Annotated in this window: 13 protein-coding genes and 1 tRNA gene; 4 read left to right on the plus strand and 10 right to left on the minus strand. The window is 52.3% G+C overall.

Going from position 1 to position 15,511, the window contains the following annotated elements:
* Window positions 1-23 precede the first annotated feature (23 nt).
* Window positions 24-1,229, minus strand: coding sequence for a sodium/glutamate symporter (gene gltS / locus OGX98_RS02970; RefSeq protein ID WP_286594803.1), 1,206 nt, complete (start codon window positions 1,227-1,229; stop codon window positions 24-26).
* A 225-nt stretch (window positions 1,230-1,454) separates the two neighbouring features.
* Between gltS and xanP the strand changes: the two genes are divergently transcribed.
* Window positions 1,455-2,846: a xanthine/proton symporter XanP gene (gene xanP, locus OGX98_RS02975; protein WP_045448845.1), complete on the plus strand. Its 1,392-nt coding sequence runs from the start codon at window positions 1,455-1,457 to the stop codon at window positions 2,844-2,846.
* Between the two features lie 121 nt (window positions 2,847-2,967).
* Complete coding sequence (locus tag OGX98_RS02980; RefSeq protein ID WP_045448846.1) at window positions 2,968-4,677, plus strand: AsmA family protein; 1,710 nt, start codon at window positions 2,968-2,970, stop codon at window positions 4,675-4,677.
* Window positions 4,678-4,769: 92 nt separating this feature from the next.
* Here the strand turns inward: OGX98_RS02980 and OGX98_RS02985 are convergent, their stop codons facing one another.
* The 9 genes from OGX98_RS02985 to OGX98_RS03025 form a co-directional block, all read right to left on the minus strand.
* Window positions 4,770-5,453 (minus strand): D-lyxose/D-mannose family sugar isomerase, encoded by a 684-nt coding sequence (locus tag OGX98_RS02985; RefSeq protein ID WP_045448848.1) that lies wholly within the window; start codon window positions 5,451-5,453, stop codon window positions 4,770-4,772.
* Between the two features lie 49 nt (window positions 5,454-5,502).
* Window positions 5,503-6,363, minus strand: coding sequence for a ketose-bisphosphate aldolase (locus OGX98_RS02990; RefSeq protein WP_286594804.1), 861 nt, complete (start codon window positions 6,361-6,363; stop codon window positions 5,503-5,505).
* An 80-nt stretch (window positions 6,364-6,443) separates the two neighbouring features.
* Window positions 6,444-7,295 carry a class II fructose-bisphosphate aldolase gene (locus tag OGX98_RS02995; protein ID WP_286594805.1) on the minus strand — a complete coding sequence of 284 codons (852 nt, stop codon included), beginning with the start codon at window positions 7,293-7,295 and terminating at the stop codon, window positions 6,444-6,446.
* A gap of 11 nt (window positions 7,296-7,306) precedes the next feature.
* Window positions 7,307-8,398: a PTS fructose transporter subunit IIC gene (locus OGX98_RS03000; protein WP_045448853.1), complete on the minus strand. Its 1,092-nt coding sequence runs from the start codon at window positions 8,396-8,398 to the stop codon at window positions 7,307-7,309.
* 26 nt (window positions 8,399-8,424) lie between these two features.
* Window positions 8,425-8,745, minus strand: coding sequence for a PTS fructose transporter subunit IIB (locus tag OGX98_RS03005; protein WP_045448856.1), 321 nt, complete (start codon window positions 8,743-8,745; stop codon window positions 8,425-8,427).
* Between the two features lie 19 nt (window positions 8,746-8,764).
* The gene (locus tag OGX98_RS03010) at window positions 8,765-9,235 is read right to left on the minus strand and encodes a PTS sugar transporter subunit IIA (RefSeq protein WP_045448857.1); all 471 of its coding nucleotides are present in this window, start codon (window positions 9,233-9,235) and stop codon (window positions 8,765-8,767) included.
* A 26-nt stretch (window positions 9,236-9,261) separates the two neighbouring features.
* Window positions 9,262-10,815: a BglG family transcription antiterminator gene (locus tag OGX98_RS03015; protein WP_284097084.1), complete on the minus strand. Its 1,554-nt coding sequence runs from the start codon at window positions 10,813-10,815 to the stop codon at window positions 9,262-9,264.
* Between the two features lie 254 nt (window positions 10,816-11,069).
* On the minus strand, window positions 11,070-13,388 hold the full coding sequence (yicI, locus tag OGX98_RS03020; RefSeq protein WP_286594806.1) for an alpha-xylosidase: 2,319 nt from the start codon (window positions 13,386-13,388) through the stop codon (window positions 11,070-11,072).
* A gap of 11 nt (window positions 13,389-13,399) precedes the next feature.
* Window positions 13,400-14,782, minus strand: a complete 1,383-nt coding sequence (locus OGX98_RS03025; RefSeq protein WP_048223139.1) for a glycoside-pentoside-hexuronide family transporter — start codon at window positions 14,780-14,782, stop codon at window positions 13,400-13,402.
* A 289-nt stretch (window positions 14,783-15,071) separates the two neighbouring features.
* On the opposite strand from OGX98_RS03025, the gene OGX98_RS03030 reads away from it, so the two are divergent.
* Window positions 15,072-15,166, plus strand: a tRNA-Sec gene (locus tag OGX98_RS03030).
* A complete protein-coding gene (locus OGX98_RS03035; RefSeq protein WP_286594807.1) occupies window positions 15,153-15,344 on the plus strand; it encodes a hypothetical protein in 192 nt (63 codons plus the stop codon). Before OGX98_RS03030 ends, OGX98_RS03035 begins: the two co-directional genes overlap by 14 nt.
* Window positions 15,345-15,511: the final 167 nt, after the last annotated feature.

A 15,511-nucleotide genomic window follows, 5' to 3' on the forward strand; every position in this document is an offset into this window, starting at 1 on the left:
GTTATCACACCGCCGCACAGCCTTTATTGCGCAAAAATCGGCAACAGTAGATACAGCTTAATCACCAGCGCGTTGACAATATCGATAAAGAACGCCCCCACCATTGGCACCACCAAAAATGCCATATGCGACGGACCAAAACGCTCAGTAATTGCCTGCATATTGGCAATCGCCGTCGGCGTCGCGCCAAGACCAAAACCACAGTGTCCTGCCGCCAGCACCGCTGCATCATAGTTCTTACCCATCATGCGCCAGGTCACGAATACAGCGTACAGCGCCATGAAAATGGTCTGTACAACGAGGATAGCCAGCATCGGCAGTGCCAGTGAAGCCAGCTCCCACAGTTTCAGGCTCATCAACGCCATCGCGAGGAATAGCGACAGGCTAACGTTACCCAACACCGAAACCGCACGCTCAAATACCCGATAAAAGCCCATTAACGCCAGGCCATTGCTGAGGATCACCCCCACAAACAGCACGCAAACAAAAGTCGGAAGTTCCAGTATCGTTCCCACCAGCAATTGCGCAACGATTTTTCCGACCGTCAGACAGATAGCAATCAGCGCGATGGTTTCAATCAGCACCAGAGAGGTGATTATGCGCCCGACATCCGGTTTTTCAAACGCGGTCGGAACCGCCTGATCGTCCGGCATACCGTCCGGCGTCGTGGAGTGCTTTACCAGATAGCGCGCCACCGGACCACCAATCAGTCCGCCCAACACCAGGCCAAACGTTGCGCACGCCATCGCCACTTCGGTGGCATTGGTGAAACCATAGCGTTCAATAAACAGTTTGCTCCACGCAGCTCCTGTGCCGTGGCCGCCAGAGAGCGTTATCGAACCGGCAATCAGCCCCATCAGCGGGTCAAGGCCGAGCAGACTTGCCATCCCAATACCAATGGCGTTCTGCATCAATAGCAAACCTACCACCACAATCAGAAATATTCCCACCACGCGCCCACCGGCTCGCAGGCTGGCGATATTGGCGTTCAGGCCGATAGTCGCAAAGAACGCCAGCATCAGCGGATCGCGCAGCGTCATATCAAAATTGACTTCCCAGCCCATACTTTTTTTCAGTACCAACAGCGCGATCGCCACCAGCAATCCACCCGCTACAGGTTCGGGAATGGTGTATTTCTTCAGGAAGGGAACAGACTGGACGAGCTTGCGCCCCAGCAGCAACACCAGGGTTGCAGCAACCAGTGTTGATAAAGTATCGAGGTAAAACATATACAGCTCCATTAGTGCGTTTAGCACAGTCACGCACGATGCATTCCAGATCGATTTTTAGCTCTTAATGAGTTATCGGGGTGGATTTTAAGCAGAAAATGATGAAAAGTTATATAAAAATGTTTGTTTATCCGTTTTAAATATTAGCAATAGTTACTGGCAAACGTTTGCTTTTACGCCCTGGTCAGATAAAATCACCGCTTTTCCACCATGGGATTGCCTCTGATGTCCGTTAACGCCGTAGAGTCAGCAAATGCGCAACCGGTTGCGCAGACTCACAACAGTGAACTGATTTACCGTCTTGAAGATCGCCCTCCGCTAGCCCAGACCCTGTTTGCCGCCTGTCAGCACCTGCTGGCGATGTTCGTCGCGGTTATCACGCCTGCCCTGCTCATCTGCCAGGCGCTCGGTTTACCGGCTCAGGATACTCAACACATTATCAGTATGTCGCTGTTCGCATCTGGCGTAGCTTCCATCATTCAGATTAAAGCCTGGGGGCCAGTTGGCTCGGGGCTGTTATCCATTCAGGGCACCAGCTTTAACTTTGTTGCGCCGCTGATTATGGGCGGCACGGCGCTGAAAACCGGTGGTGCCGATGTCCCTACTATGATGGCAGCGCTGTTTGGCACGTTAATGCTGGCAAGCTGCACTGAAATGGTTATTTCTCGTGTACTGCATCTGGCGCGCCGTATTATTACCCCGCTGGTCTCCGGCGTGGTGGTGATGATCATCGGCTTGTCGCTGATTCAGGTCGGCCTGACATCGATTGGTGGCGGCTACGCGGCGATGAGTGATAACACCTTTGGCGCACCGAAGAATTTGATGCTGGCAGGTGTCGTACTGGCACTCATTATCATTCTGAATCGCCAGCGCAACCCATACCTGCGCGTTGCGTCACTGGTAATTGCGATGGCCGCGGGCTACCTGCTGGCCTGGTTTATGGACATGCTGCCGCAAAATACCGCACCGGTAAGCCAGGACCTCATCATGGTGCCAACACCGCTGTACTATGGTCTGGGTATCGACTGGAACCTACTGCTGCCGCTGATGCTGGTCTTTATGATCACTTCGCTGGAAACCATCGGTGATATTACGGCCACGTCCGATGTCTCCGAACAACCCGTCTCCGGCCCGCTGTATATGAAGCGTCTGAAAGGTGGCGTATTGGCTAACGGTCTGAACTCATTTGTCTCCGCCGTATTCAACACCTTCCCGAACTCCTGCTTTGGGCAGAACAACGGGGTCATCCAGTTAACCGGCGTCGCCAGCCGCTATGTCGGCTTTGTAGTCGCGCTGATGCTGATCGCACTGGGCCTGTTCCCGGCGGTAAGTGGTTTTGTGCAGCACATTCCAGAACCCGTTTTGGGCGGCGCTACGCTGGTCATGTTTGGTACCATTGCAGCATCCGGGGTACGCATTGTTTCACGCGAGCCGTTGAATCGCCGCGCCATTCTGATTATCGCGTTGTCGCTGGCTGTCGGTCTTGGCGTCTCCCAGCAGCCGCTGATCCTGCAGTTTGCTCCTGACTGGGTGAAAAACTTACTCTCCTCCGGCATTGCCGCTGGCGGTATTACCGCTATCGTCCTGAACCTGATTTTCCCGCCAGAGAAAGCCTAAGCGAAGTGCGGCGTTGATTCAGAATCAACGCCGCTGTAACGCTCTTTCACCATTCCCGCCTTGAGCATTGCGCATAAATCGTGCATAACTTGACTATGTGCACTTCGCGGGATGGAAGACCATGAAATTTATTGGAAAGCTGCTTCTTTACGTGCTGATCGCTTTTGCAGTGGTGATCCTCGGCCTTTATTTTCTACTGCAAACCCGCTGGGGCGCAGAGCATGTCAGCGCCTGGGTATCGGAGAATAGCAGCTACCACCTGACTTTTGATGCCATCGATCACCGGTTTTCCGCACCCTCCCACATTCTGTTGGAAAACGTCACCTTTGGCCGGGACGGGCAGCCTTCCACTCTGGTCGCAAAAATGGTCGATATTGGGCTGAGTAGCCGTCAAATCACCGATCCATTGCACGTTGACACCATTCTTTTGCAAAACGGTACGCTCAATCTTTCCCAGCAAACTGCGCCGCTTCCATTTCAGGCCGATCGCCTGCAATTGCAGGATATGGCGCTTAACAGCCCCGGCAGTGCGTGGAACCTGAGCGCCCAGCGCGTGAACGGTGGCGTTATCCCCTGGAGTCCTGAGGCAGGTAAAATTCTCGGCAACAAGGCGCAAATCCAGCTCAGCGCCAGCTCGTTGACGCTGAACGATGTTCCCACCACTAACGTGCTGATTGAAGGCAGTATCGACCATGAACGGGTGACGTTAAGCAACATTGGTGCAGATGTGGCACGCGGTGCATTAACCGGTGTGGCACAGCGGAATGCCGACGGCAGTTGGGTAGTGGAGAATCTGCGTCTGAATGATATCCGACTACAGAGCGATAAATCACTGGCCGATTTTTTCGCGCCGTTAACCACCATTCCTTCTCTGCAAATAGGTCGCCTTGAGGTGACGGATGCCCGTCTGCAGGGCCCTGACTGGGCGGTAACGGATCTCGACCTTAGCTTGCGCAACATGACCTTCAGCAAGGACGACTGGCAGACACAGGAAGGTAAACTGTCGATGAACGCCAGTGAGTTCATCTACGGTTCACTGCACTTCTACGATCCTATTCTGAACGCCGAGTTCTCACCGCAAGGCATTGCACTTCGCCAGTTCACAACCCGCTGGGAAGGCGGCATGGTCAGAACGTCCGGCAACTGGCTGCGCAACAACAAAGCGCTGATCCTCGACGATGCCGCGATTGCCGGGCTGGAATACACGCTTCCGGAAAACTGGAAGCAACAGTGGATGAAACCGCTGCCAGCCTGGTTGAACAGCCTGACCCTGAAGAAATTCAGCGCCAGCCGTAACCTGGTGATTGATATCGATCCAGCGTTCCCGTGGCAACTTACCGCGCTGGATGGCTACGGCGCTAACCTGGGGCTGGTGCAAAACAATCAATGGGGGATCTGGAGCGGTAATGCCACGCTCAATGCCGCTGCTGCTACATTCAACCGCACCGACGTTCGCCGTCCTTCGCTGGCACTCACAGCGAACAGCAGCACGGTTAACATCAGCGAGCTAAGCGCGTATACCGAGAAAGGGCTGCTGGAAGCCACCGCCAGCATCTCGCAGCTACCACAGCGCCAGACAAAAGTCAGCCTGAACGGGCGCGGTGTACCAATGACTATCCTGCAACAGTGGGGTTGGCCTGCACTGCCGCTTTCCGGTGACGGCAACATCCAGCTTATCGCCAGCGGTAACATTCTGGCAGATGCACCGTTGAAGCCAACAGTGAACGGTCAGTTGCATGCGGTGAATGCGCAACAACAACAGATGACGCAAACCATGCAGGCAGGCGTCGTGTCTGGCGGGGAAGTCACGTCCCCGTCGCCTGCGCAATAAAACCAGATTGCCCGGTGGCGTTTGCGCTTACCGGGCCTGCGATTTTGCCTCCTTGCCAGCCGAATAAGACCAAGCCACCATCCGGTGACGGGCTATTCCCGTAAACCATCATATTCACTGCATAACAACCATTTTACTGGCTCATCCTCAGCTATCGCCGGGAAGCGCCCGCCTGGCTCAAGGAAGTGGTTATCCTGCAGGTCGTCATTCACCATCGAAATTTCCCAACCCAGCACAAACGCTTTCTCAGCCCAGAAGCGATGGTACAAACGCGGCGGCAGGCAGACACTCTGCCCCGGCTTCAGCACCAGAGTGTCGCCGGGCTTGAAAGTACGCCGTTGACCATCCACGCTGACATCAACTATTCGCTGGCCGTCGTACTGTGCATCGGGCGTGGCCCACGCCAGCTGCATGCATAAATCACCACCGCCGCGATTCACGATATCTTCCATTTTATGCGTATGAAAATGCCACGGAGTTTGCTGATCCTGCTGAATTTGCAGCATCTTTTCGGCATACGGTTTGGGGTAGTTGGCTGAACCCAGCAAGCCATTGCGCAACGTCAACAACGTCAGCCCCGTTTGCGAAAAATCCCCGCGACCAAAGTCGGTAATATCCCAGCCCAACCTGAGATCGAGTACTTCACACCACTCCGCTCTATCCTGCTGTCGCCAGACATCAGCGGTAAAATAGGCAAAATCAGGCAGACACACCCGAAAGGTCTCGGCGATGGCATGCGCTTTATCAACGGCATAATTTATTTGAGAACGCTTCATTCCACTTTTCCTTGTTGCGAAAGAGGCGGGTCACCCCGCCTGCATGCGGTTAGTAAAGTGACGCTTTTCCGGTGGAGCCGAACAGTTTCATTTTGTGACGGATCACATCCCGTGCGGTGCTGATCGCTTCCGGATAGATTACATTTGGGTCCCACCAGGTCTCTTTTGCCAGGATTTCACGGACTTTCTGGAAATAGGCGTATTTCATATCACTGGAAATATTGATTTTTCCGACCCCCAGCGTGACGGATTCGGCAATTTCTGCATCCGGATTCGCTGAGCCGCCGTGCAGAACCAGCGGAATATCCAGCCGTCCAGCGATGTCGCGCAGGATGTTCATTTGCAGTTCAGGCTGCATACCTTTCGGGTAGATCCCGTGTGCGGTACCAATCGCCACCGCCAGCGTGTCGGCACCCGTACGGGCAATAAAATCCTCTGCCTGAGCAGGATCGGTATAGGTAACTTGCGAGACACCGCCTTCTACTGACGTCCCGGTCTGACCAATCGTTCCCAACTCACCTTCAACAGAAACACCTACCGCGTGCGCCAGTCTGACCACTTCCTTCGTCAGTGCCACATTCTCCTCATACGGCAGCAGCGAGCCGTCAATCATCACGGAGGTAAACCCGCATTGAATTGCGCGCAGGACATGCTCTACCGAGGCACCGTGATCCAGATGCAGAGTGAACGGTACCGGGCTGCGCATCGTGATATCACGAACATAGCTAAAAAACGCATCACCGAGGAAATCATGCTCGCTAGGGTGGATGGAGATAATCGCAGGTGTGTTGGTCGCTTCCGCTTCTTCCACCACAGCACGCACAAAACAGCTATCTGCAACGTTAAAGGCGCCAATGGCAAAACCGTGCTGACGGGTAGGTTGCAGTAATTCTTTCATCGAAACTAACATGGTAATTCTCCAGTTTCAGGGTGTAGAAAGCCCTGCCAGTGCGTTATCGCAGAGGCATAGAGGGCGTTACAGAAAACGAATCAGGCTTTGTCGATAGCGCCGCTGGCCTGCAGGTACGGAATTATGGCTTCCTCGCTGGCCTGCTCCATCACCGCCAGAGCATCAACCAGTTCACAGGATTTGTCCCGACAGAGGGTATGCAGCAATGCCGCTTTTCCTGCCTCAAAGACAGCCGCCCCAACGTTGATCTTGGCAACGCCAAAGGCCGGGCAATGCTGGAGCTGGTCAAACGGCGTACCGCTACCGCCATGCAGAGCAAGCGGCACGGTCGACATACGGGCGATCTCCTCAAGACGCTGGAAATCAATGGCAGGGGTAATGCCAGGCGCGTACATGCCGTGCGCCGTTCCGACTGAAACGGCCAGTAAGTCGATACCTGTCTGCTGGATAAACGGCGCAACATCTGCGACCTGAGTCATCAAATCGACGTTCGTCGCATGGTCATAGCGCGGCGCATCGGCCAGATGGCCCAGTTCCCCCTCAACGCAAAGTTTTGCGCTGGCGGCCAGTTCCACCACTGCCCTGGTCTGGCGAATATTCTCTTCCAGCGCAAACGCAGAGGCGTCGATCATCAAACCGCTAAATCCGGCGCGGAAAGCCTGGCGAATGCGTACAGGATCCTTTCCATGGTCAAGTGCTAACGCGACAGGTACAGAGGCCTCTTCTGCCAGTGTTTTAACGACCGCTGCCGCCAGTGAGGCAGGGAAATGATCCAGATGTCCCTGGTACAGATTCAGAATGATGGGCGCACGGTGTTTCTCAGCAACCCGCACCGCAGCTCTGGCACTTTCCAGGTTCATACAATTGATCGCCAGCAGTGCGTACTGCCCACGCCAGGCTTTCGTCACCATGCTTTTCATATCGGCAAACATACGGCCTCCAGTTATTCCAGGGTGAAGGTGATATCTTCGTCTTTCAGTTTTTGATCGCTAAGTTCGTCAAACTCTTCGTCACGCTCGGTCACTGGTTTCTTCCACAGCGACAGCATGACGCCACAGATAACCGTCCCGATGCCCAACGCCAGGCAAAACAACAGTGGATGTGTGAAGAGTGGGACAACAAACATGCCGCCGTGCGGGACAGGACTTTCTACGCCCCACACCATAATCAGGCCGCCCGCCACCGCGGAGGCCACCACACAGGACCCCACCACGCGCAGCAGGTCGCGCGCCGCAATCGGAATGACCCCTTCGGTGATCATGCAAATCCCCATCGGGAACGCCGCTTTCAGCGCTTCGCGTTCAGCACGGGTGTACTTGTGACGCGTCAGCAGGAAGGAGAGCGTAATGCCGAACGGCGGGATAATCGAACCGACAAACTTCACGGCTTCCGGGCCGTATACGCCACTTACCAGCATGCCATCGGCGAACAGTGACATGGTTTTATTCACCGGGCCGCCAAAGTCGAATGTCGCCATTGCGCCGAGGATTGCGCCCATCAGAAAGCGCGAGCCGCCCTGCATAGACTCCAGCAAATGAATCAGCGCTTCCTGAAGCCAGGCAATTGGCTTGCCAATCAGCGTCATCATCAACAGACCGCCAATCACGGTGCTCAATACCGGCAACACCATAATGGGCATCAACCCCTGCATCGACTGCGGCAACCGGATATAACGCTTAAGCAGCAACACGGTGTAGCCGACAAGAAATCCGCCCAGCATCCCGCCAATAAAACCGGTATGAATTTCACCGCAGACAAAACCGACAATCAGACCCGGCGCGAATCCGGGGCGGTCGGCGATAGAGTAAGCAATTGCCGCACTAATCAGCGGAACAATTAATCCCATCCCCCAACCGCCAATCTGGTTAAGCATCCACGGTATTGTCCCGGTTTTTTCACCAACATTTGTGCCACCGAGTATTTGCCCAAGGGCAATACAAATCCCTGCGGCAACAATTAGCGGGATCATCCACGAAATTCCCGTTAATAAATGTTTTTTTATTTCCTGAGATAGCGGTATTTTATTTTCATTCATGTGAGATCCCTCCAGAATGAGGATCGCTACTGGTTCAAATTAACCAATGATTTTTCGACCTTTTCAAGAAACTGAATTGGCGACTTTATCACTATTTCTGTTTTCACTCGCACAATACGTTTATTTATAAAGCGTTCCTCCCCTTTTATTTTGACATCCACAGCCAGAATGACGACATCAGCGGCAGAAATATCACCTGCCAACAGTTCGTTTTCCGTGCCGATGGTGCCCTGGGTTTCAACTTTGATATTATGGCCAAGCGCTTTTGCGCCTTTTATTAACTTTTCACGGGCGATATAAGTGTGCGCAATACCCGCCGTACAAGCGGCAACACAAACAATATTCATAAGATGCTCCACATTTTATTTAGCAGACATTCGACTCAGCATATTGGCTAAACAACTCAATAATTTTTTGTGGACTGCGCTCGATCAGCAACTGCTCAATAATCTCGTCATCTGCTAACGCCCCGGCAACCTGAGAGAGCAGACGAATATGTGTTGTGTTTTGATCTTCAAGACGAACGGCAAATAAAATAATGCACCGCACGTTGCTGCCATCAAGCGTTTCCCACGGAATATCATGACGAGTACGCCCGATAGCCAGAGTAGTATTGACCACCGCCGAAGATTTACCGTGCGGGATAGCAATATGATTTTCAAAACCAGTCGAGCCTTCAGACTCACGCTGCCAGACGTCCTGAATAAACGTATCCCGGCAGCTAATCGCACCATCTTTTTGCAGCAGGTCAGTCAGTTCCTCAATGGCCTCCGTTTTATTTGTAGCCTTCATGTCCAAAATAACGCGATTTGTATTGAGTATTTTCGTTATGTCCATCAATCATACCTCATGGAGTTCAGACATTAATTTTCAACGACCAGCGACGTCGCACGATGTAATTTTTCAGTAATAACCGTTTCAGTAACTCGTTTAATATCAGCATCATTGAAGAACGCGGTAACATACACGACAGGCATCGCAATGGTGGGTAAATTTATTGTTGAAACCACCAGTTCAATATCTTCCGTCAGTACGGAGGGCAAACTTCCTGCCGACACCACACCCACAATGGTCCAGTCCGGAAAGGCGCGTAAAATGCGGCTTTTGAGTAAGTGAGAAGTACCGATACCCGTTGAGCAGACCAGTAGCACCCGCTTGCGGGCAATCTGGCGTTCCATTGCTGCCTGAAAATGCACAGTTAAGTACCCAACTTCATCTTCCGATACAGCCCGGTCGCCCCAGCCGCTAAACACCCGATTCACCGCGCACTGTGTTAAACGCCAGACATCCTCCAGCTCTCCTTTGATGTCATCCAACAGCGGGTTACGAATACGAATATGGTAGTTCAGCCGGTTAATCAACGGCTTAATATGAATCAGTAACCCGTCATACAGCGCAACGTCCTGACTGAGGTCGCTGTCGACCATCTCCGCAAATGTCGCGATCAGCCGCCAGGTAATCAACCGCGCCTCATCGCTGGAGTGCATATGGCCAATTACGCTCACATCGTTATGTTCTTCAATCATCACACCAGAAGAGATAATGTACTGATAAATAAACCAGACTTCGTCTTCCGGCAGCGGGTGCGCAATACGTTTTTCGATATGCTGGATCATGCGGCTGGCAATGGAAAAGATGCTCTCGTCAAATGAGGTAATATTTTCATCTTTTCTCGGTAACGCATTCCCCCGTGTGATGCGGTACATCATGATCAGAATATGAGTAAAAATATTGACGTAATAAGGCTCACCCAACGACCAACACAGATCATTCTCCATTTCCTGCAACAGCGTTTGTACAAATAAAACGTCTTCTTCACCGAAGTAATGCACTAGCGCTTTATAGCTACCTGAATCAAGGCGAGAATAAACGACGCTACCGGGTTCATTATGGTTAATCACACCGTTAATCAGCGAGGCCATCGCCTGACGCACACCACTCTCGCTGCCTTCAATGTGCGTTCCGCTTTGGCTACGAATCAAAGATAATCCCAGCGGGGTTATCCATGATTCAATGACTTTCAGATCGTTAACAATCGATGCGCTACTGATAAAATAACGTTCAGATAATTTGCTGATAGATGTTTCATGCGGCGTTTCGCTTAATAATTGTGATGCTATCTTTACGCGCCGTGAATTATTCATCATTCCATCAACATCATCGCCCTCGGCACCTAATAACTGATCCAAATATAAAATATCAGTAATATTATCGGCAATCAGCATCACGCCTGCGCCAGTACGTTTATCAATGGATATTTTCCATTCCGATAACCACTGCTCCAGCATCCGCAGATCGCGTTGCACAGTTTTTTCTGAAACAGCTAAGTATTCAGCGATTTTCAGCAGCGTGACATATTCCTTCCGGGGCAGAAGAAATTTTAATAATCTGTTTTGTCGCGAGGTAATCATTTGCATTATTTACCCTTATCACACACCAGATTAAATATCTAACGAAGCACTGACGCTCCACTTGCAATCCGTGATGATAAATATAAAAGGCCTACGATGTTGCAACAATACTAAATCGTGTCCTGTATTCCGGACAGAAATAAGACAAAAAAGGGAAATAGTGAGATATTTACAGCGCAGATCACATTTTTTGCCAGAGTTATAGTGATAACGCTCGCAAAAACCCTCCCTCTTTATCAGAGAGAGGGAGGATAAAAAATTTATAACGTGATGGTTAATTCATTGCTGTCAGGCGTCACAACCACGCCCCATTCGCTGCCCGCAGATGAACCGCCCTTCACGCCACTAATCTGCAGGATATTTCGCAGGCACAGCGTCCAATTACGCGCTTCGCCGACACCTTGCACAGTAATGGTATTACCCGCGCGCGTGGCCTTCAGCGTGAAGGTAACCGAGCCGTCAGCCGCCGGGACTTCACAGATGGCTTCCCGGCCCTCCTCCAGTTGGAATAACTGGAATGCCGTCCCTTCGTGCCAGGCATAGTCAGGCTTCTGGCTATTGCAGCCTAGCGCCAGCAGGGTGTTGTCTCGCACATAGACCGGCAGGCTCAGGAAGCCATGCTGTTGCTTATGCCACCGGTTGCCCTGCACGTCGTCATTATGCCACAGGTGTGTCCAGCGTCCTTCCGGCAGGTAAAACTGTACATCCCCTGCCTGCGAGAACACCGGTGCGACCATGATGCTATCGCCCAGCATGTACTGACGGTCGAGATAATCACACGCCGGATCGTCCGGAAACTCCAGCATCATCGCGCGCATCATCGGCGTACCCTGTTCACTGGCGCGGGCGGCTTCACGGTACAGATACGGCATCATGCGGCATTTCTGTTCGGTGAAGTAACGCACCACATCACAGGACTCGTCGTCATATGCCCACGGCACACGGTAGGATTTACTGCCGTGCAGGCGGCTGTGGCTGGAAAGCAGTCCAAACGCGCACCAGCGTTTATAGACGTGCGCGGGCGCTGTATTTTCGAAACCGCCGATATCGTGGCTCCAGAAACCAAAGCCGGAAAGGCTGATAGATAATCCACCGCGCAGGCTTTCCGCCATGGATTCGTAGTTGGCGTAGCAGTCACCCCCCCAGTGCACCGGGAATTGTTGCGCGCCCACGGAGGCGGAACGGGCAAACAGCACCGCTTCTTTCTCACCCACAGTTTCTTTCAGCACGTTCCACACCAGTTCGTTGTAGATGAAAGCGTAGTGATTGTGCATTTTCTGCGGATCGGCACCGTCGAACCACTGTACATCCGTGGGGATCCGTTCGCCAAAATCGGTCTTGAAGCAATCCACTCCGATATCCACCAGACCTTTTAGCTTGCTGGCGTACCACTCGCAGGCAGCGGGGTTGGTAAAATCATAAATCGCCAGGCCGGGCTGCCATTTATCCCACTGCCACAGAGAACCGTCAGGCCGCTTGAGCAGATAACCTTTCTCTTTCAGCTCATTGAAGAGAGGGGATTTTTGACCAATGTACGGGTTAATCCATACGCAGACCTTCAACCCTTTCTCTTTCAGGCGGCGGATCATCCCTTCCGGGTCCGGGAACGTCACCGGGTCCCATTCGAAATCACACCACTGGAATGCTTTCATCCAGAAACAGTCGAAGTGGAAAACGTGCAGTGGCAGGTTACGCTCCGCCATACCGTCAATAAAGCTGTTTACTGTCGCTTCATCATAGTTGGTCGTGAACGAGGTGGTGAGCCACAGACCGAATGACCAGGCTGGAGGCAGCGCCGGACGGCCAGTAAAGCGGGTATATCGCTCCAGTACCGCTTTAGGCGTTGGCCCGTCGATCACAAAGTATTCCAGATACTCACTCTCCACGCTGAACTGCACTTTTGAGACTTTCTCGGAGCCGATTTCAAACGATACGCACTGCGGATGGTTCACCAGTACGCCGTAGCCACGGTTGGTGATATAAAACGGGATGTTCTTATAAGACTGCTCAGTGCTGGTACCGCCATCGCGGTTCCAGGTATCTACAGTCTGACCATTACGCACCAGCGCGGTAAAGCGCTCGCCCAACCCGTAGACCGTTTCACCGACGCCCAGATCCAGACGCTCAAACATATAGTTGCGCCCGCTGTTGGTATCCTGCACATAGCCGTTATTTTTCAACTGGCTGCCGGTAATACGCACGCCGTTACGTAAAAAATCGAGTGACCAGAACTCCCCTTTGGTAACGCGCACGCTCAAATTACCGCTCTTCAGTTCGGCAAATTCGGCATTGTTCTGCATTACTACCGGCACATCCTGCTGCACATGCAACGGATAATGCGGACCTTTATCCAGCGCGCCCTGGAAGTGCTCCATACGCACGCCTACAACCCCTTCCTGCGGCGAGAAGAAGCGCAGGGTAAACAGTGGAGTATCGAGTTGCCAGGTGCGCTCACGTACATCGCGCGGCGCAACGTAGACCACCATCTCACTTCCCTGCTGCTCAACGTCGAATACCTGAATCGGGTTTATCAAATTTAGCCCAGGCTGAATCAGCCAGTTTCCATCGCTAATTTTCATCGTCTGTTCCTTTAGTTCTGAAATTCTTTGGTCGTAAAGTCCTGCTGATTGCGACGTGCCCCCTGAGCCAACTGGCTCATAATTTCAGTCAGATACGGGGTTTTCAGGGTATAGAAGCGTTTGGCAATGACGGCACTCAACAGGTAGCAGATCGCTGGGGCGATGGTGAACAACGCAATAATGATGCTGATGGTGGCGCTGTTCTGGGTTTTCGCTGCGGCATCGTAGCCACCGCCAGCCAGCATCCAGCCAATAAGCGCCCCACCGAGAGCGAGGCCCAGCTTGAGCACAAACAACGTCCCTGCGAAGCTAATACCCGTCAGGCGCTTGCCGTTGCACCACTCACCGTAGTCAACGGTGTCAGACATCATTACCCACTGGATAGGCGTCACCAACTGGTGCAACACACCAATCGCAAAGATAAAGATGAACATGGTGATAGTGGCGTGCATCGGCACAAAGAACATCGCCAGGCTGATAACCGCCAACAGGGCGTTAGTCCACCAGAAGACGCTCACTTTGCATTTCCAGTCGGTAAGTGGTTTTGCCAGCGCAGAGCCGATCAGATTTCCGACACAATAGGTGGTGAGGAAGGCGACAAACACCTCCGGCGTGCCCAGGATCCAGGTGACGTAATACATCATTGCCCCGCCACGTACGCAGACAGCCAGGATATTGAGAATGGTGAGCAATCCGACGATGCGCCATTGATCGTTCTTCCAGATATCGCGCAGATCTTCCCGCATTGAGTTATTACCCGGAGGTGCTGCAACACGTTCTTTGGTAGTAAAGAAGCAAAAGGTCAGCATCAGGAATGCAATGACCGAGAGCACAGCAATCCCGCCCTGGAAACCCAATGCTTTGTTTTCGCCGCCAATCAGGTTTACCAACGGCATCATCAGCACCGTGGAGAGCATGCCGCCCGCCGTCGCCAGCACAAAGCGCCAGGACTGCAGTGAGATACGTTGAGTCGGGTCTTTGGTAATAACGCCGCCCAACGCGCAGTAAGGGATGTTAACCACGGTGTAGAGCAGGGTCAGCAGCGTATAGGTGACGGCGGCGTAAATCATTTTGCCATTCAGACTGAGGTCCGGCGTGGTGTATGCCAGCACGCAAACGAGGCCAAACGGAATCGCGCCAAACAGGATCCACGGGCGGAACTTACCCCAGCGCGATTGGGTACGGTCGGCAATCAGTCCCATGCACGGGTCTGAGATAGCATCCAGTGCGCGCGCCAGCAAAAACATAGTGCCGACAAAACCGGCGGGGATACCGAAGATATCAGTGTAAAAAAACATCATATACAACATAACGTTATCAAAAATAATATGACTGGCGGCATCACCCATTCCATAGCCAATCTTCTCTGTGACGGACAATATCTCGCTCTTCATTGTTTTATCCTTTAACACCGTAAGGTAGCTGAAACCGGTTACAGACGTTGTAAACCATCCTTGTGAGCACGAACATTCCGATATTTTGTAATCAATTTACGATTCTTGCTTTCTGTGATCGGAGTAGCGTCGAAAAAATATGTCTAAATGTAAGTATTGGATTTTGTAGAGGTTTATTTGAAAACGGTCATGGTAAAGAGAAAGGGAAGTTAAAAAAGTGAGTGGGGGGGTGTGGAAACTCCTGGAAGTAGCTATAATGCGCCCCGCCTCCATGTAGCAATCGAGGCGCGGAAGATCGTCATCTCCGGTGAGGTGGCTGGACTTCAAATCCAGTTGGGGCCGCCAGCGGTCCCGGGCAGGTTCGACTCCTGTGATCTTCCGCCAAAATGCCTCAAGTAAGCACGTCTTTAATCACATCTCTTTTAAGCTGTCTTTATCCCGTATTGAACTCTGGCCAACCTGTAAGTCTTACTTACAAGTTCCACAGGAAGGGAATTGTCAGGTAATCCGCAATATTCGCGCCAGCCAGCCGGAATACAGTCAGTTTGCCGGGCAACAATGACGCTTAAAAGAAGCCGAAGGCGAGTAGGATATTGCCGGTTTGCTACAGTGGAAAAAAGAGCCGAAAAAGTAGCTCAGAATGCCCCCACATCCCACAAGCAGAATCATTTGAGGGTGATTATGGGGGTTACTCATTTATCCAATACAAAACATCAATATTAAATCAAA

It is taken from the genome of Citrobacter sp. Cm046 (assembly GCF_030333065.1).
In the GTDB taxonomy this organism is placed as follows: domain Bacteria; phylum Pseudomonadota; class Gammaproteobacteria; order Enterobacterales; family Enterobacteriaceae; genus Citrobacter; species Citrobacter murliniae.

Excerpts from the sequence above, each read along its gene's own strand:
- gltS (WP_286594803.1), bottom strand. The coding sequence starts at position 1,229 with ATGTTTTACCTCGATACTTTATCAACACTGGTTGCTGCAACCCTGGTG.
- xanP (WP_045448845.1), top strand. The coding sequence starts at position 1,455 with ATGTCCGTTAACGCCGTAGAGTCAGCAAATGCGCAACCGGTTGCGCAG.
- OGX98_RS02980 (WP_045448846.1), top strand. The coding sequence starts at position 2,968 with ATGAAATTTATTGGAAAGCTGCTTCTTTACGTGCTGATCGCTTTTGCA.
- OGX98_RS02985 (WP_045448848.1), bottom strand. The coding sequence starts at position 5,453 with ATGAAGCGTTCTCAAATAAATTATGCCGTTGATAAAGCGCATGCCATC.
- OGX98_RS02990 (WP_286594804.1), bottom strand. The coding sequence starts at position 6,363 with ATGTTAGTTTCGATGAAAGAATTACTGCAACCTACCCGTCAGCACGGT.
- OGX98_RS02995 (WP_286594805.1), bottom strand. The coding sequence starts at position 7,295 with ATGTTTGCCGATATGAAAAGCATGGTGACGAAAGCCTGGCGTGGGCAG.
- OGX98_RS03000 (WP_045448853.1), bottom strand. The coding sequence starts at position 8,398 with ATGAATGAAAATAAAATACCGCTATCTCAGGAAATAAAAAAACATTTA.
- OGX98_RS03005 (WP_045448856.1), bottom strand. The coding sequence starts at position 8,745 with ATGAATATTGTTTGTGTTGCCGCTTGTACGGCGGGTATTGCGCACACT.
- OGX98_RS03010 (WP_045448857.1), bottom strand. The coding sequence starts at position 9,235 with ATGGACATAACGAAAATACTCAATACAAATCGCGTTATTTTGGACATG.
- OGX98_RS03015 (WP_284097084.1), bottom strand. The coding sequence starts at position 10,815 with ATGCAAATGATTACCTCGCGACAAAACAGATTATTAAAATTTCTTCTG.
- yicI (WP_286594806.1), bottom strand. The coding sequence starts at position 13,388 with ATGAAAATTAGCGATGGAAACTGGCTGATTCAGCCTGGGCTAAATTTG.
- OGX98_RS03025 (WP_048223139.1), bottom strand. The coding sequence starts at position 14,782 with ATGAAGAGCGAGATATTGTCCGTCACAGAGAAGATTGGCTATGGAATG.